Raw genomic sequence first — 18,111 nt, 5'->3', positions numbered from 1 at the left:
ATATGGTGCAACAATAGCCCTTGCCGTATACCGGCAGGGGCTATTGTTTATGCCAAGAAGCCAGGTCTCGGCTTCTTTCTTCTATGAGGTCATCGAATCGAGCTAGTTCTCGTATAGCACCTGCCCCGTAAGGGACAAGTCATAGCCAGCAATGGCGCGAAGCTCCTGCTTGAATGGTTCAGCATGTAGAATCGACAGCAGCGCATCGATCATCGGTTGATTGGCAGCTGTATTCAGCACGACTAGATCATAACGCTCCATAATGAGCGGGATAAAATCAACCTGACCGACGATGTTTGTCGCCTTCTCCGCCCCGACCCCGATATCCGCTTCGCCGGCAGCGACCTTTGCCGCAACAGACAAATGGCTGCCGTGAATTTGGTCGTAATAGCCGTTAAGCTGTGCAGGCTTGATGCTATTGAGACGAAGCTGCTCGTCGAGCAGCACACGTGCGCCGGCGCCTTGCTCGCGGTTCGCCAGGCGAAGGCCGGGGCGGCTGAGATCGGACCAGCTCTGGATACCGAGAGGATTGCCCTTCGCCACATAGAGTCCGGCAGGGCGCGAGAGCAGATTGATTACCTTATAAGGTAATCCGACGAGCAACCTGCGGATGTACGGGATATTATATTCGCCTGTATCTCCATCGAGCAGATGGGTGCTGACGATATCGGATTCGCCCTTGTACATGCTGATGAGACTGTCCAAGCTGCCTGCGTAGGAGCGAAGCGGGCGCAAGCCGGTCGATTGACTCTCCAGATGCTTTGCCAATATATCAAGGCTTATATCTTGGCCAGTAATGACGATCGGACGGACGCCCTGTGCAGCAGGCGCAGGCAAGGCAGCTCCGATCCCCGGCAATTCTGACGCTGGCGCCGTAGTTATGTAGCTGGGTAGACGATCCGGCAACTGCTGCGGACTGGAAGATGCGACCGCTGCTGTTGCGCTTATATTTTTACTACGCTGCTTATAGGCTTCCAGATCCGTCGCATCGACACGCATCTGCTTGCCGACTCGATAGGAGGGCAAGTCGCCTTTCTTGATGAGATCGTAGACGGTAAGCTTGGATATTTTGAGCAGCCTCGCGATTTCTTCGGCTGTATAGGACATGTCCTGTGACATAGGGGATGAGCCTCCCGTGAAAGAGTGGAACCGTTATCAATAACTTGTATGTATTGTAGCATATTTCGGCGGGGCGAAGGCGCTGGAGATGACCCATTATCAGACGTAATCGTTATGAAAGGTAGATTGTCACATGTCAAAAGCCACAGAAGACGGGTGATAGATTTCCCGTTTCCTGTGGCAGTGCTCCCGTGTGTGGACCTACTTAATGAACGTATCCATCCGGCCTCGCCAGCTTGACGAGCATGTGAGCCAAGTGGTGCTGTTCCTCTTCCGAGCCGCATTTCCACAGCTCCTTCAGCAGCTTCTCTTCGCTGTTGCGGGCGTCTTCATGATCGGCTAGGTACTCTGCGACCTCTTGGGCGATGACAGCAATTTGCTCCTCATTCAAACCAATGCTCTGTGCGAGCTTGATGCGCTTCCCGAGGTAGCCCTTGAACGTCTCGAAGCTTTGCAAAATCCGCGACCGCTCATCTTCGTCAATGCTCGTAATGGCGCGTTCTACCTGCTCGGGGTTAATGTCTCCGTCTTTATGAACGACGTGGTTGTGCTCGGACATGGGGACCTCCTTGTTGATCGTCAATGGGATAGCGATTCGTTACCAGTGTTTCCAATATGAATTCCCCTGTATTCAAAAGGAGGATTATTAGGTCGATTCCGCTTTCTTTTGTTATTGTTTGAGTGGTTTTTGTATTTTCTTAAATGGTTAACTGTTATTTTTTGTTAGGTATATATCACAAAAATACAAGTAGGAAGTAACCTTAGTGATCTATCATTTGTAAGCGCTTTAAGCTATCATTGAAATACCTGAGTATCAGTCATCATGACCAACTATTCGATGGGAGTGATGGAAGTTGCACGCGAGAAATTCTAGATGGGTGGCAAAGATTTTATGTTTTTCAATGTTAGCTTACTTGTTATCAACGTTAGGTTCGAACGGAGCAGTACATGCAGCTGCAGTTCAGAACCAAGTGTATGATTTCGAGGACGGAACGACGATGGGATGGGCAGGCGGCTGGGGCGATGCGCTCGTGTCGGCCGAAGCAAGCACAGACCTAGATACGACGGATAACCACTACGCGCTGAAGGTCAACACGAATTACAACAACGATGCCGTCTGGCAAAATGCTGCGATCTATGTCAGCCACGGCCTCGACATCTCGCAGTATGAGAAGGTCGATTATGACGTCTACGTGCCGGCGTCGTTCCCTGGCGTACTCTCCCTGAGTACAGCCATCAACAATGATTGGAATGAGCTTAACTATAGCAGTCATGATATTCCTTCCTTGTCTGCATCCGCGCAGACGATTAACGGCATTTCTTATATTCCGATTCATAAAAGCGTAAAGCTGCCTTCGAACGCAGCGCAGCCGCAGCTCGTTATTCAGCTCCAGAAGAACATGGATCTGATCTATAACGGTCCGATCTATATCGATAACGTTGTGCTTACAGGGCGTGACGAGTCAAGCAATCCGAGTGCGCCAAGCCAGTCGACGACCTATCTGGCGAAGGACGCGGTGCTTACGGGCAGCGGACCGGTATTCCAGACAGAGCCGGTGTGGGGTGATGAAACGTACGCCGGTGAAGGTTATGTTTCTTTCTTCTACGAGGCGGATGATGCGAATCCAGGTACAGCGACATTTAATGTGAATGCACCGCAAGAAGGCTTGTACACCCTCTACGTTGGTTACTATGGGCCGTATGGCTACAAGGAAACAACGGTGTACGTGAATGGTCAGGGGAATGGCAACGGTGCGCTTCCTGCATTGGCGGAAGGCACGGTTGTCGGCGAACAGTCACTTGGCAAAGTGCTGCTCAACGCAGGTTCGAACACGATCGGTTTCGGACGCAATTGGGGTTATTACGGCATCGAGTATATCAAGCTCGTGTCCGATAAACCGGTCGGCGACCGAATAGAAGCCGAGGATGGCCTGTTGGAGGGCGGTGTTACGAAAGGCACTGACGGTACGGGCTACTCCGGAACGGGTTATGCCTTCATGATGGGCAGTGGTTCGATTACGCTGACGTACAATGCCGCAAATGCAGGCTTGTATGATCTGGCGATCGGCTACCGCGCGCCTTACGGCTACAAGGAAACGAATATGCTGCTTAACGGTCAGCCGAGCTCTACGGTCAAGCTGCCGGAGACGGCCGATTTTACCGAGATATCGGCAGGTAAGCTGCTGCTGAACCAAGGAGAGAATACGATCAGCTTCGAGCCATACTGGGGGTGGTACCATATCGACTACATTACGCTAACACCTGCGGCGCCGGCGAAGACGCACGAAGTGCCGAAGACACTTACGAATCCGAATGCCTCGTCTGAGGCGAAGTCGCTGCTGAGCTATCTCGTTGATCAATATGGACATTCGATTATTTCTGGCCAGCAAAGCTTGTCCAATGCGGAGTTTATCCATGATCAGACGGGCAAATATCCGGCGATCGTCTCGTTCGACATGATCGAATATTCGCCATCCCGCGTATTGTTCGGCTCTACCTCGCATGAAGTCGAGGATATGCAGGAATGGGCGAGCCGCGGCGGCATCGTCGCGCTGGCTTGGCACTGGAACTCGCCAAAAGGCTATTACAACGAGCCGGGCAAAGAATGGTGGAGAGGCTTCTACACGGAGTACACGACGTTTGATGTGCAGTATGCGCTGAGCCATCCAGAATCGGAAGATTACCAGATGCTCGTTAGCGATATCGATGTTATCTCTGAGAAGCTGAAGCCACTGGCGGAGCAAGGCATTCCGATTCTGTGGCGTCCGCTCCATGAGGCGGAGGGCGGATGGTTCTGGTGGGGCGCGAAAGGCCCTGAAGCAGCCAAACAGCTGTACCGTCTCATGTATGATCGAATGGTTAATTACCATGGCTTGAACAACCTGATCTGGGTATGGAACTCCCCGTCAGCAGACTGGTATCCGGGTGATGATGTTGTCGACATCATCAGTACGGACATTTACAATGCAGCAGGCGACTACAGCCCGAACAGCAATCAATACGAAGCGCTGAAGTCGCTTGTTGGCGATAAGAAGCTCGTGGCATTGCCAGAGAACGGACCGATTCCAGATCCGAACTTGCTCCAAATTTACAATGCAGACTGGAGCTGGTTCAGCACGTGGAACGATGATTTTATCCGCGATGGCATTATTAATACACCTGAGCATCTGAACAACGTGTTCAACAGCGACTATGTGACGACGCTTGATGAGCTGCCAGGCAATTTGTCCACTTACGGTCAGCCGACGACGACGGCATCGCTGTCTGATACGGCTAGTGTAAACGGCTGGTACAAAGGGGATGTAACCGTAACGCTGAGCGCTGCTGCACAATCCGCAAGCGATGCGGTTACGACGACGTACTCGTCGAACGGCGGAGAGCCCGTTGTCTATACAGAGCCGTTCACGATCGGTGATGAAGGCGTGACGACGGTTCAATATCAATCGACGGATTCGGCCGGCAATGTGGAAAAGGCCCATACACTGACGGTTCAAATTGACCGAGTGGCGCCGACCGTGAAGATTGTACAGGCGGGGCATGATGTTGCCGATGTGACACCGGGCGATCCGCTCTCGTTCAAGCTTGAGAGCAGCGATGCAAGCTCTGGCGTAGCATCGGAGAAGCTGCTGCTCGACGGTCAAGCGATCGAGCAAGGCGCAGCCATTAATTCCGGCACAATTAGCTCCGGCAATCACACGGTATCGTATGTTGTAACGGACGCGGCAGGCAACACGACGGAAGGAAGCACAGTATTTAACGTGGCGCCAATCTTAGCGACGGGCAAGCCAGGCGTGCCGGCGCTGTCTCATAACAATGGTTACGATAGCGGCTTGCAGGATGGCGACTACACGGTAACGATGAATCTGTACTATGGCAATAACGGTACGACGTATAAGCTGTACGAGAATGGTGTGCTGATCGGTGAACGCCGACTGGTGGATGCATCGCCATCAGGCCAGACGGTCGCAATTGACGTATCCGGCAAGCCGAACGGCACTTACACGTATACGTGTGAGTTATCCAACGTATTCGGCACGACCGCATGTGCACCGATCACAGTGACGGTTAATGCAGCTAATCCTGGTACGGCCCAGCTGTCCCATAACAACTGGGATGGCGACGGCAGCTATGAAGTAACGATGAACTTGTATTACGGTACGAATGCGACCAGCTACAAGCTGTACGAGAACGGTCAGTTGATCGATACGCAGTCGCTGGCAGCTTCCTCGCCGAACGGCCAGACGGCAGTCACTTCGATTAGCGGCCGAGCACCGGGCTCCTACACCTACTATTGTGAACTGGTGAATGCCTCCGGCGTTACAACGAGCCAGACGATTACAGTGGTCGTATCGAAGTAGGGGGATTAATGGTTAGTATGGTTAAAAGGTAACTGCAGCCGCCGCCGGCCGCCGCGTACGAGATTCCCGTACGCCCGCCGTCGGCGGCTGTTTGAGTTGTATGGAGGGCAGTTGGCGAAGGAGGCGGCTCGCCCAGGCCGGTGTGTCGTGGATATGGTGCGAAAATGCACCATACTGACCCGCCGGGGCTGATGTGGCGTGGATATGGTGCAGAAATGCACCATACTAGCTCGCTGGGGTCGGCGTGGCGCTGATAAGGTGCAGAAATGCACCATACTAGCTCGCTGGGGTCGGCGTGGCGCTGATAAGGTGCAGAAATGCACCATACTAGCTCGCTGGGGTCGGCGTGGCGCTGATAAGGTGCAGAAATGCACCATACTAGCTCGCTAGGGTCGGCGTGGCGCTGATAAGGTGCAGAAATGCACCATACTAGCTCGCTGGGGTCAGCGTGGCGCTGATAAGGTGCAGAAATGCACCATACTAGCTCGCTGGGGTCGGCGTGGCGCTGATAAGGTGCAGAAATGCACCATACTAGCTCGCTGGGGTCGGCGTGGTGCTGATAAGGTGCAGAAATGCACCATACTAGTCTGCCGAGGTCCGCTTGGCGCTGATAAGGTGCAAAAATGCACCATACTGGCAGCTGCTCCGTAGGAGCAAAACTGCACCTACACGCCCGGCCGTCGGCCAAGCACCGTCTCGTAGGAGCAAAACTGCACCTACGAGCCCGGCCGTCGGCCAAGCACCGTCTCGTAGGAGCAAAACTGCACCTACGAGCCCGGCTGTCGGCCAAGCACCGCCTTGTAGGTGTAAAACTGCACCTACAAGCCCGGCTGTCGGCCAAGCACCGCCTTGTAGGTGTAAAACTGCACCTACAAGCCCGGCCGTCGGCCAAACGCCGCCTCGTAGGTGTAAAACTGCACCTACGAGCCCGGCCGTCGGCCAAGCACCGCCTCGTAGGTGTAAAACTGCACCTACACGCCCGGCTGTCGGCCAAACGCCGCCTCGTAGGTGTAAAACTGCACCTACAAGCCCGGCTGTCGGCCAAGCGCCGCGCCGTAGGTGTAAAACTGCACCTACAAGCCCGGCCGTCGGCCAAACGCCGCCTCGTAGGTGTAAAACTGCACCTACAAGCCTCGCGACTAGCCCTGCAGAAATCTGGAAAATATTAATTGTAATTCCTACTATTCCGACATATAATCGCACTAAGCAAGTTTTGAATATTTTTCATATCTGATAGGAGGATTTCCAATGAGCAGAAGCAAGGGCTTATCGGTTCAATCGATCGTTGCGGTTGGCATCGGCTCCGCGCTGTTTGTCATCCTGGGCCGATTCGGCTCGATTCCTTCCGGCATCCCAGATACGAATATTGAAACGACATACGCACTGCTTGCTTTGTTTGCGATTTTATACGGCCCGATCGCGGGAGTACTTATCGGACTGATTGGACATACGCTCAAGGATGCGATTTTCTACGGCTCCCCATGGTTTAGCTGGGTGATCGCCTCTGCAGTAGTTGGCTTAATTATTGGCCTCGCGTCGAAGCGTCTGGGCATCGAAGACGGCGAGTTCGGCAAGCCGCAGCTCATCAAGTTTAATTTGTATCAAATTGTAGCGAACGCCATCGCATGGTTCCTTGTCGCACCGACGCTGGATATTGTGATCTATGCGGAACCTGCGGACAAAGTGTATACGCAAGGGCTTGTCGCAGGTGCTTCGAACATTGTGACGGTTGCGATCATCGGTTCGCTGCTGCTGCTCGCGTTTGCGAAGACGAGAACGAAGCAAGGCAGCCTGACTCGCGAAGCCTAATTGGCCGAACAATGCGAATCAATCAATCCATACGTAGTAGAAGCCAGAAGCCGGTGCCTGCCACCGGCTTCTTTCTTAACCTTACTAAATTCCGAAGAGGGCGGATGCATTGAGAGAGCCGATGATCGAGTTTATAGATTTCACCTTCCAGTATCGTGCGCAAGCAGAGCCGACGCTCCGAAACATAACGTTGACCATTCGAGAGGGGGAGAAGGTGCTCATTCTTGGTCCTTCCGGTTCGGGCAAAAGCACGCTGGCGCACTGTATCAATGGGCTCGCTCCACATTTCTATCCAGGGACGATGCAAGGCACGGCCAAGCTGAAGGGGCGCGACATGAGCAGCCTGAGCCTCTATGAACGCTCGACGTATATCGGAACGGTGCTGCAGGACCCCGATGGGCAGTTCGTCGGCATGACCGTAGCTGAGGATATTGCATTTAAGCTTGAAAATGAAAATGTACCTCAGCACGAAATGGTGCCGCGAGTAGCAGAAGCCGCCCGCGGTGTCGGAATGGAGCATTTGCTTAGTGCCTCGCCGCATGCACTATCGGGGGGACAGAAGCAGCGGACAACGCTCGCCGGCATTCTCGTTAGCGAGGCGGATGTGCTCCTGTTCGACGAGCCGCTTGCGAACCTGGATCCGCAGGCGGGCAAGCAAGCGATTGAGCTGATCGACCGCATTCATCGAGAAACGGGCCGCACCATACTCATCGTTGAGCATCGGCTCGAAGATGTGCTGCATCGGCATGTCGACCGGATCGTCGTGATGGCGGAGGGACGCATCATCGCCGATACGACGCCGGATGATTTGCTGTGCTCCAATATCTTGCGAGAGACGGGTATTCGTGAACCGCTCTATCTGACGGCGCTGCGGTATGCAGGCTGTGCGATTACACCTGCAATGAAGCCGTCCGACCTACCGAACCTTGAACTTTCAACGTGCTTACCGTCTCTCCGCGCTTGGTATGATGTTTCATCCGCCGCCGCCGCAGCTGCAGAGCGGCCAGCCGTGCTGGAGCTGCAAAACATTGATTTTCGCTATGAGCCAGGTGGTCCCTCGATTCTGAATCAGGTGTCATTACGCGTTGGGCAAGGCGAGCTTGTAAGCGTTGTTGGTCACAATGGGGCGGGCAAGTCGACGTTGTCCAAGCTCATCTGCGGCTTCCTCAAGCCTTCAGCCGGACGCATGCTGTACAAAGGTGAAGATCTCGCGAACGCTACCATCAAGGAGCGGGCGGGGCGAATCGGGTTCGTGCTGCAAAGTCCAAACCATATGATCTCGAAGACGCTTCTTTATGAAGAAGTTGCGTTAGGTCTCAATCTGCGCGGTATGCCGGATACAGAAATAAAAGAGAGGGTTCATGAGACGCTGAGGATTTGCGGACTCTATCCGTTCCGTAGTTGGCCGATCTCGGCGCTTAGCTACGGGCAGAAGAAACGGGTCACGATCGCTTCGATTCTGGTGCTTCAACCGGAAGTGATCATTTTGGATGAGCCGACTGCGGGACAGGATTATCGTCACTATAACGAAATGATGGAGTTTCTGCTATCGCTCACCGTAAACGGCGTCAGCATCATTGTGATTACGCATGACATGCATCTGATGATGGAGTATGCCCAGCGGACAATCGTATTGTCCGAAGGAGAGGTGCTTGCGGATCGCGCACCGGCCGATGTGCTGACGGATATTCGCTTGATAGAGGCAGCAAGCTTGAAGGAGACATCGATTTATACGCTCGCCCAGCGGGCGGGCATCGAGCAGCCGGAGGAATTCGTCCGGCGGTTTATCGCTTATGATCGGAGGGAGCGGAACGTATGAAGATGCGAATGCTGACGTACTCGCCGCTCGATTCGCCGCTGCATCGATTGAGTGGTGCGGCGAAGCTTATCTTTTTCATCCTATGGGCCGTTACGGTCATGGTTACGTTCGATACACGAAGTCTGCTCGTCATGCTGTTATTTGCGCTCATCCTTCTTCGCGTGTCACGGATCAAGCTGCGTGATTATGCGTTCGTGTTGTATTTGATTTTGATCTTTTTCGCTTTGAACCATTTGGCGATTTTCTTATTCTCCCCTCTTGAGGGGGTGAGTCTGTATGGCACAAGGCATGATCTGTTCCCGATTGCCGGTCGTTACATCGTGACGGAGGAGCAGCTGTTCTACCAATTTAATGTCGCGCTCAAATATGTCACGGTCATCCCGATGGCGCTGCTGTTCATGCTAACGACAGAGCCGGGCGAGTTCGCAGCGTCACTTCATCGAGTGGGCATCAGTTATCGGATTGCTTACGCGGTATCGATTGCTCTTCGCTACATTCCGGATGTTCAGCGCGATTATGAGAATATCGCATGTGCGGCTCAAGCCCGGGGTATCGATATCTCGCGCAAAGAGAAGCTGACGCGGCGAGTACGCAACATGATCGGCATTCTGCTGCCGCTCATTCTGACGAGCGTCCAGCGCATTGAAACCATTAGCGCGGCTATGGAGCTGCGAAGCTTCGGCCAGCACCGCAAGCGTACGTGGTACAACGGTCGTCCATTCACATGGATGGACTACTTCGTCATCATTTTGATCATCTTGATCGCCGCCGTATCGACTTATGTGACATTCCAAGACGGATCGAGGTTCTACAACCCTTTTCAATAAAATGAAGCAGCGCCACAGCGTTCGCATAATTATCCTCCTCTGGGCAGACACTAACAGCGGCTTGTGCACGCATGACGTCGGCAGAGCCCGTCTATTCTACTATGAGGAGCATGCTTATGATAACGCTTCGTATCCTAGCAGCGATCGTAATTCTGCTATCTACCGGGCAGGTTGCCGCCGCCCATGCTGACGGAGGAGTTTACCATTTTGGCTTCAAAAAAAGTGTGAACGGTCAGCCGCCCTCCATCGATGAGGAAGGCTTTAAGGGGCTGTTGACCCGTTACGGTGCCGTATTCACGGGGGACATGTCCGCTCCTGAGCTGTTTCTCACCTTCGATAACGGCTATGAGAACGGCCTAACTGCAGGCATTCTCGACGTATTGAAGGAGAAGCAGGTACCCGCCATTTTCTTCGTAACGGGTCATTACATTAAGACGCAGCCCGAGCTGCTGAAGCGGATGGTGAACGAAGGACATTTGGTTGGCAATCATTCGTGGAGCCATCCAGATATGAGTACACTGTCTGCCGAACGAATCAAGCAGGAGCTCGATCAGGTGAAGAGTGAAGTCGCCGCCCTCACGGGGCAAAAGGAAATGAAATACTTGCGGGCGCCGCGCGGCATTTTCAACGAGCGGTCGCTTGCCGTCAGTCATCAGCTTGGCTACACCAACGTATTCTGGTCGATTGCCTATAAGGATTGGGACACGAACGACCAGCGTGGCGCGCAGTATGCTTATGACAAAGTGATGGCGCAAATGCATCCCGGCGCTGTTATTCTGCTGCACAGCGTCTCGCGCGATAACGCCCAGGCACTCGGTCGAATCATCGACGCTGCGAAGGCGAAGGGATACCAGTTCAAGAGCTTGGACCAAATGAACAACCGGACGCCAGCTCCCTCTGGATCTGGACAGCAGCAGGCAAGCTGATCGAATAAGCCGTGTTGGTTGAATCTGGATCGCAGGTCCCGCGCATAAGTGAACTGCTGCTTGCGGACTATACTTAAGGCATGCAACCCAAGGAGACGGGGAGGTGTCAACCATGGCGAAACAGAACAAAGCGAACAAAGCGGCGGTTCAATCGACTGAGCTAAATAAGCTGCCGATCAGCAACGAGGCTGATACGGAATTTGCCTCCGCGGAGCCTGCTGCGGAAGCAGCGAAGGCGTTCCAAAACAAAGTTACGGACAAAAATTTGCAGTAACAAAACATAGCTGCTATATGCGATTTAGGGATGCGAAGCGCCACTCGTCGAGTGGCGCTTTTTATTTTGGATTTACATATATATTAATTTCAAAACAGGTTTCATTGTTGGTTTCTTCAAAATTCCGACATTAAAGACGTTTTTCCGCTAAATTATATTGCTGGTTTTACCGAAATATTATATGTTGTAGATAACTAGTTAATTCATACATTAACTATTTGCGACGTTTCTCAACTGGTCAAGATGGAGAAGGGGGCATTACCATGAAGTTTAATGTAACCGATTACATCAAGAAGCCGTCCAAGAAGGCCAAGCAATCTTCACAGGCCGAAAGGGATGGAGCAGTACCGATCCGTTTAAGCAAGGGGAAGGGCTTTAGCTTTCGCTCGATTAGCACTAAGCTGTTTTTGTACTTCTTCATCAGCATTGTGCTGTTCGTTGCGATTGTAGGTACAATGTCCTATATTGTATCCCGTGATACGCTGAAGAGCAAGGTGGCGGAAGCGTCTGAGCAAACGGTAGAGCAGACGACGGAGAAGCTGGATTTCCTATACAACTTCTACGAGAACATTGCGACACAGATCGCTGTAGACCGTACGCTGATGGGGGACCTGGAGACTCGTCAAAACTTTATCGAAGGCGACTTTCAAGCGACGGACCGTTATGAGGTTGACCTGAAGATCCGCAATGCGCTTGCGGAAATCGCCTCGACCAATGACATTGGACTCCAATTGTTCGATAAAGAGCCATTCATGAAACCGGACGCGATGGAATTGACCGACGCAGCCTTCTATTCGACTGCCAACGGCTCCTCGTTGTATGCGGACTATACGAAGTACTTCGATACGTTGGAGAAATCGGCAGGCCGCGTCATCTGGTTAGGCACGGTTGAGAAACAGGTTACGACGGATTCGAAGACGAACTACATTACACTGGGCAAAATGCTCAAAGCCGGCACCGGCACCTTCTTTGTATTCATCGAGTTCAAGGACGAAGTGCTGATGAACGCGCTTGAGACCGTTAAGCTTGGCAATGAGCATCACCTGACGATCAGTGGTGAAGATGGCAACGTTATTTACAGCTTCGATCCGAAGGAGATCCGCAAACCGCTTAATTTGACACTGCCAGTGTCCAAAGATAAAGAAGATGTATCGGGATCGTTTAACAATGGTGACGATCTAGTACTGTACAGCGCATCGGAAGTTAACAAGTGGCGTGTGACGGGTTCGGTTCCGGTCTCGGAGCTGACCAAAGACATTAACCGCATTTTTGTTATTACGATCATTCTTATTGCAGCTGCTATCGTCATCTCGCTCTTGATCGGTTATTTGATCGTCCGTACGGTCGGCAAGCCGATCAACCAGGTGCGTGACCTGATGGAAAAAGTAGAGCAGGGCGACCTGACGGTTCGCATGAACGTTAACCGCAAGGATGAGATTGGCAAGCTCGGTCAAAGCTTTAACCAGATGGCAAGCAATGTGGGTAAGCTCATTCATCGCACGAACGAAACGCTCGACTATGTGGTGAACACCTCGGTACAGCTTCAGGACGTATCACGCAAAATGGGTGACTCCGCGAAGGAAGTATCGCTCGCAACGGAAGAGATCGCACGCGGTGCATCCGATCTGTCGCAGCAATCGGAGGATGGCAGTACGCAGGCGTTCTCGATGCAGGAGGAAATGCGCTCGTTCGTCCGCAACAACCAAGAGATGCAGGAGCAGGCAGAGGGTGTAAAAGGCGAGAGCCGCAGCGGCATCGAGCAAATGGATATTTTGCTTGGCAAGACGAATGAGAGTGAGAAGCTCACGAGAGAGACGCTTAATCGTGCGCAAAAGCTGATGGACAGCACGAAGCAGATTGGACAGATATTGCAGCTGATGGATGAAGTGGCGAAACGAACGAACCTGCTGTCGTTGAACGCAGCGATTGAAGCGGCGCGTGCGGGTGAGCATGGCAAAGGCTTCGCTGTTGTTGCGAATGAAGTGCGTAAGCTAGCGGAGCAGTCCAGTGGTTCGATTGGCGTCGTAACCGAAATTATCGGCACGATTGTGGATGAGGTTGAACTGACGGTTAAAGCATTGAAGGAAAACTACCCGATTCATCAGGAGCAGGTTAATGTCGCGAAGAACGTCGACCACATTTTCCGCCAGGTGGACAGCCGAATGAATGGCTTCGTTCAGAAAATCGCGCAGACGTCAACGTCGATCAGCAACCTGCAAGCTTCGCAGAGCACCCTGTCGGAGATGATTCTGCAAGTGAGTGCAACGGCGGAGGAATCGACGGCGATTTCGGAGGAGGTTGCTTCGTCGGCGACCGAGCAGCTGGGTGTCAGTGCGGAGCTGGTGCAAACATCCGAGAAGCTGAGTCAGCTGTCGAACGAGCTGCGCAACATTTTATCCGAATTTGTTACAGGGGAAACCGAACAAGCGGATCAGGAATAGCCGTTGGGAGAGGGAGTCTTGAGGCTCTCTCTTTTTCATTTGTTTGAATTGACAGAAGTTGATGGGTTAGGTAACAATGAAGTGTATGTCTCCAGAATTAACCAAATTAGTGGGGTGGATTTGTGACTGCAACAGAGCTGTATACACTCGTCTTCATTATTGCTGCACTTGTATTGTTTCGGTCCGTACGCAGCTTTTACCGGCCGATTCGAGGAAATGGGGGACGGTTGCTGCTGCCTCTTGTGTACATGCTGCCAGCAACGTATGTCCTTATGAACCCGGATGCGCATGCTACCTCGAATCAGTGGCTCGTAGCTGCAGCGGTTGGTATTGTACTGTCGCTTCCGTTAATCTGGACGACACGATACGAGATGCGATCGGACAACCAGATTTATGCGAAGCCTAATGTGTGGTTCGTCGTATCGTTCCTTGCGGTTCTGGCGACTCGGTTCGTGCTTCGTGCGAGCATCGATGGCATTGACTCGCAGACGCTTAGCGCGCTGTTCGTGACGGTGGCGTTCTGCTACGTCATCCCGTGGCGGGTTGTTTCTTACATTAAATTTCGGATGGTGAAGACGAACTCGGGAGTGGGGAAGGGCTTTACTTTGTAAAATAGTGTTTGGTAAAAGGCTGCAGGAATCACTTCGCAGATGAAATTCTTGTAAAGGCTGCTAGGCTGCTGATGCCACTTCGCAGATGAATGTTCTTCCGATCGCTGTTGTCCCCGAATTGCCTTGAATGAATGAGATCGCTACTAGGTAGCAATTCGGGGACAAAGGCGACCGCTGACGCTTCTACAGAACAATTCATCTGCTTCGTTCTTGCAGCTAAGGGATTAAACCCCGCAGTTTGCCCTTTGGGGTGGGGTAGGTGAGTGAACTCCGCGCATTCCACGCTTCGTTTCTATAGTTTGTCGACTCCGGTTATTCTCCCTTCGTCTCCTTATACATTTCAATGTTACTCCTGTTTGTAACAGCTCCGGCGACGTTATTCCGGTGCTCTAACGGACTCCAGTGACGTTATTCGGCTCAATTTGGCGCCTTTTTAGATGTAAGGGACTCAGTGGGCGCTATTTGGACAAATTGGTGGTATTTTGAGCATCGGGTGAGCGAATAAGGTCATCTGGGTTCATTAGCGTGGCGGAGGGTTCGAATGCGAAGAATAGTGACTTCTCAGTTCCTTAGCGACGGGCCCGCGCTCGCAGCATTATGCACTCCGAACCGCACACCTTGTACCGAGTGCTCGGCACCTGCATGCATTCCCGCACCCCGCACCCCGCCATACTGGTGCCCCTTCCATCGTCCCTGCATAGCGCTAGCCGCATCTCGCACCCTACACCCTTGCTGGGCTTCCGTGCCCCGCGACTAAACATCGCACCTTCTTATTCGTTATAATAGACGAATAGACAAGGCCGGATGGCGGATGGGGGACGGATGGATGATGCGGCGTTGGTGGGTGGTGTTGGCGTATGCGATGCTCGTGGCGGGAGTATTCGTCTGGCGGCATGACATATTGGATTGGCTGGAGCGGGGAGATGCTCCGATTGGTTGGTTGTTCGTTGTGGCGATTGTGCTGGCGTTCGTGCCGGTGGTGCCGTATAAGGTCGTCATTGGCTCTCTTGGTATTCTGTATGGGCCGCTGACGGGGGCGGCGCTTAGCTGGCTGGCGACGACGATTGCGTCGGTTGTGATCTTCGGACTCGTCCGATATTTTGGCCAGCGGCAGGGGAGGGCGTACTTGTCGCGTAATCGGCACACAGAACGGTTGTCGCAGCTGATGGAGCGCAAGCCGTTCATGTCGATTGCGCTTGTTCGGCTGCTTGCTGTATTCCCGAGCCTGCTCGTCAATGTGTATGCGGCGCTGTTGTCCATTCGTTTCACCACGTTTATTACGGCGACGGCTATCGGCAAAATCCCGGCTATGCTCACATTCGCCTTCCTCGGACACGAGCTGCTGCGCGATTGGCGTACGGCGCTAGTGACAGCCCTTATTTACGTCCTATTTATTGCGTCTCTGCTCATTGTCTATCGGCGGTGGGAGAGGCGGCAAGCGTCGTAATGAACACCGTTCTCTGTGTGCAGAGAGCGGTGTTTAGTGCAGTGAAATAGTTAACGCCTTAGTTGTTTACAGCATGAATCTTATACAACTGTACACACAATTACCTTTTGTCACCAATCGGAGGATCGCTTACAATAGCATTACAAATTTGCAGTGAGTGGGGGTGTGATTATGCTTGAATTGGACATTAATGAACCGGACAAGCTTGTAACCGTTGCGCATGCGTTATCGACGCGCGCGAGAATTGAGATATTGCGGCTGCTCAACCAGAAAAGCCTGAATATCGTCGAGATCGCTGATGCGCTGCAGCTGCCGGTGTCATCGGTGGCCAATCATGTGAGGGTTCTGGAAGGTGCACGGCTCATTCAGACGGAGCTGCTGCCTGCGGTCCGAGGTGCGATGAAGGTGTGTACGCGGACATACCATGATGTGCACATGCGACTGAACACGAGCTTCCTTGGAAGCAAAGGCGAAGAGCAGACCTATGAGATCGAGATGCCGGTCGGACATTATACGGACTGCGAGGTTTCGCCGACTTGCGGCATGGCGGACGGGAACGGGCTGCTCATTCCGGAGGATGAGCCAGCGAGCTTCTATCATCCACGGCATGTAAGTGCACAGCTCATTTGGTTCCGTCGAGGGTATCTAGAGTATCGATTCCCACTCGAAATTCCACCGAACAGCCGAATTACAGCGCTGGAGTTCTCGATGGAATTATGTTCGGAAGCGCCGAATTACGATAATGATTGGCCATCGGACATTACGGTGTGGATTAACGGTGTGGATATCGGCATGTGGACGAGTCCGGGGGATTTCGGCGACCGCAGAGGGCGGTTGAATCCTGGCTGGTGGGGCGAGCATGCTACCCAGTATGGGCTGCGCAAAATATGGCGGGTCGACGACGAGCGAAGCACCGTGGATATGCAGCCGATATCGGATGTGTCGCTTCAGCAGTTGGGCCTTTCAGGGCAATCGGGCATTCGCCTCCGCATTGGCGTGCGAGAAGATGCCAACCACAAGGGCGGCGTCAATCTATTCGGCCGTCAGTTCGGTGATTACGATCAGGACATTCAAATGCGTGTTCACTTTGTTATGGAGTGAGCGCAGATGATCGAATAATATTGGTAAATTGGAGGACCCTATTTCTGTTCAAGAAAGGGGTCTTTCTTCATGTCGACAATCTATCTCTCAGCAAAATATTACGTTCTCCTCACCGCCGCCTGTGGAGCGCTGCTGCTAACGAGCGGTTGTGGTTCGATAGATAAGGGGCAGTCTCAACCTTCGCCGTCCGCGCTCGCGAAGCGCTCCGCGCGCATTATGGCGGCGGACTCGTCAATCTCATCGCGCCGGATACCCGTTCTAGAAGAACGGCTGAACGGTCGTGTTTGGATTCCGCTGGACGAGGCGGTATCTCCGCTGGGGCTGCGATTGCATGAGACGACAGGAGGACGTACCGCGATTGGTGACATGGATGCGGTATACTCAGTTCGTGCCAACCAGACAGATGCGATGTCGGGCGATACGAAGGTTGAGCTGTTGGATGCGCCGAGGCGGATGAATGGGGAGCTGTATATGACACCGCGTGCGCTGTCATCGCTGCTGCAGACTGATGTGAAGTGGGACGATCGTACGTCCGATTTGCGTATTCGAATGATGGATGATCGATATAACACCGGGGTGAAGCCTGGCTCGGAGCAGGGGCAACAACAGGGGTTGTCAGGCAGCGGCATCATGCCGCTGGGGCTCGTAGATATTGACCCCATGGCAGTCGTTCGTTATGCAAAGACTTTCCTAGGGACGCCGTATGAGTTCGATGCTGATATTTATTCGAAATCGCACCGGTTCGATTGCTCGTCCTTCACCAAATATGTCTATGATCGGTTCGGCGTTAAGCTGCCGCGTTCGTCCCGCGCGCAATCTGCGTTGGGGAAGAGGGTTGGTCTAGAGGAGCTGCAGCCTGCGGACTTGATGTTCTTCTATACGCCAGGACGCTATGAGACGAACAAGGCTGTCGGTCATGTTGGCATGTACGTCGGCGGGGGCAAATTCATTCAAACGTACGGTGACCCCGGTGTTGTTATGACGAGCCTGAACGGGTATTGGAAGGGGCGTTTTCTATTCGGTAAGCGAGTGGCGAGATGAGAGACTAAGCTGCATTTATAAAGGTGCGCCAACAAAAAGCCGTCCATTCTGACCTGCAAAAATTACGCAGTTGATCAGAGGGGCGGCTTTTGGTCGTACGAGGGGTGAATTAATTATCGCTTTCCTTCTTCCGAGCACGTTGAATCATCCGAATGACGAACGCGCCGACGGCGACGAACAGAATTACTTGAATGATCGCCATATAGACGACGAAATTCATGGAAGTTTGCCTCCTAGCGGGACATCTATGCGTTAGAGTATACCACATTTGTGGGAGATACAGACGGTAGTTGTACGGGCGATTGTTATCACAAGGATTTATGCCTGCCATGCTGCTA

Annotated in this window: 13 protein-coding genes; 11 read left to right on the top strand and 2 right to left on the bottom strand. The window is 52.8% G+C overall.

Annotation, left to right across the window (positions count from 1 at the left end):
- Positions 1 to 102: 102 nt before the first annotated feature.
- Both DFQ01_RS18805 and DFQ01_RS18800 read right to left on the bottom strand, forming a co-directional pair.
- The gene (locus DFQ01_RS18805) at positions 103 to 1,119 is read right to left on the bottom strand and encodes a substrate-binding domain-containing protein (protein WP_110045446.1); all 1,017 of its coding nucleotides are present in this window, start codon (positions 1,117 to 1,119) and stop codon (positions 103 to 105) included.
- Between the two features lie 205 nt (positions 1,120 to 1,324).
- Complete coding sequence (locus DFQ01_RS18800; protein ID WP_110045445.1) at positions 1,325 to 1,678, bottom strand: DUF3243 domain-containing protein; 354 nt, start codon at positions 1,676 to 1,678, stop codon at positions 1,325 to 1,327.
- Positions 1,679 to 2,021: 343 nt separating this feature from the next.
- On the opposite strand from DFQ01_RS18800, the gene DFQ01_RS18795 reads away from it, so the two are divergent.
- The 11 genes from DFQ01_RS18795 to DFQ01_RS18745 all read left to right on the top strand — a co-directional run bounded on the left by DFQ01_RS18795 (position 2,022) and on the right by DFQ01_RS18745 (position 17,773).
- Positions 2,022 to 5,477 carry a glycosyl hydrolase gene (locus tag DFQ01_RS18795; RefSeq protein WP_110045444.1) on the top strand — a complete coding sequence of 1,152 codons (3,456 nt, stop codon included), beginning with the start codon at positions 2,022 to 2,024 and terminating at the stop codon, positions 5,475 to 5,477.
- A gap of 1,248 nt (positions 5,478 to 6,725) precedes the next feature.
- Complete coding sequence (locus DFQ01_RS18785; protein ID WP_110045442.1) at positions 6,726 to 7,286, top strand: ECF-type riboflavin transporter substrate-binding protein; 561 nt, start codon at positions 6,726 to 6,728, stop codon at positions 7,284 to 7,286.
- Between the two features lie 109 nt (positions 7,287 to 7,395).
- Positions 7,396 to 9,105, top strand: a complete 1,710-nt coding sequence (locus DFQ01_RS18780) for an ABC transporter ATP-binding protein (protein ID WP_110045441.1) — start codon at positions 7,396 to 7,398, stop codon at positions 9,103 to 9,105.
- On the top strand, positions 9,102 to 9,932 hold the full coding sequence (locus DFQ01_RS18775; protein ID WP_110045440.1) for an energy-coupling factor transporter transmembrane component T family protein: 831 nt from the start codon (positions 9,102 to 9,104) through the stop codon (positions 9,930 to 9,932). Before DFQ01_RS18780 ends, DFQ01_RS18775 begins: the two co-directional genes overlap by 4 nt.
- A 116-nt stretch (positions 9,933 to 10,048) precedes the next feature.
- Positions 10,049 to 10,858, top strand: a complete 810-nt coding sequence (gene pdaA / locus DFQ01_RS18770; RefSeq protein ID WP_245946787.1) for a delta-lactam-biosynthetic de-N-acetylase — start codon at positions 10,049 to 10,051, stop codon at positions 10,856 to 10,858.
- Between the two features lie 112 nt (positions 10,859 to 10,970).
- On the top strand, positions 10,971 to 11,132 hold the full coding sequence (locus DFQ01_RS31180) for a hypothetical protein (RefSeq protein WP_174812501.1): 162 nt from the start codon (positions 10,971 to 10,973) through the stop codon (positions 11,130 to 11,132).
- A gap of 263 nt (positions 11,133 to 11,395) precedes the next feature.
- On the top strand, positions 11,396 to 13,573 hold the full coding sequence (locus DFQ01_RS18765; RefSeq protein ID WP_110045438.1) for a methyl-accepting chemotaxis protein: 2,178 nt from the start codon (positions 11,396 to 11,398) through the stop codon (positions 13,571 to 13,573).
- Between the two features lie 122 nt (positions 13,574 to 13,695).
- Positions 13,696 to 14,184: a CcdC protein domain-containing protein gene (locus DFQ01_RS18760; RefSeq protein WP_110045437.1), complete on the top strand. Its 489-nt coding sequence runs from the start codon at positions 13,696 to 13,698 to the stop codon at positions 14,182 to 14,184.
- Positions 14,185 to 15,010: 826 nt separating this feature from the next.
- On the top strand, positions 15,011 to 15,631 hold the full coding sequence (locus DFQ01_RS18755; RefSeq protein WP_245946786.1) for a TVP38/TMEM64 family protein: 621 nt from the start codon (positions 15,011 to 15,013) through the stop codon (positions 15,629 to 15,631).
- A 171-nt stretch (positions 15,632 to 15,802) separates the two neighbouring features.
- Complete coding sequence (locus tag DFQ01_RS18750; RefSeq protein ID WP_110045436.1) at positions 15,803 to 16,732, top strand: ArsR/SmtB family transcription factor; 930 nt, start codon at positions 15,803 to 15,805, stop codon at positions 16,730 to 16,732.
- Positions 16,733 to 16,801: 69 nt separating this feature from the next.
- Positions 16,802 to 17,773, top strand: a complete 972-nt coding sequence (locus DFQ01_RS18745; RefSeq protein WP_110045435.1) for a C40 family peptidase — start codon at positions 16,802 to 16,804, stop codon at positions 17,771 to 17,773.
- The last annotated feature ends 338 nt before the right edge of the window (positions 17,774 to 18,111 follow it).

Origin of the sequence: Paenibacillus cellulosilyticus, assembly GCF_003182255.1 — a bacterium.
GTDB classification, from domain to species: Bacteria; Bacillota; Bacilli; order Paenibacillales; family Paenibacillaceae; genus Paenibacillus_T; species Paenibacillus_T cellulosilyticus.
This window is presented reverse-complemented; position numbering and strand designations above follow the sequence as displayed.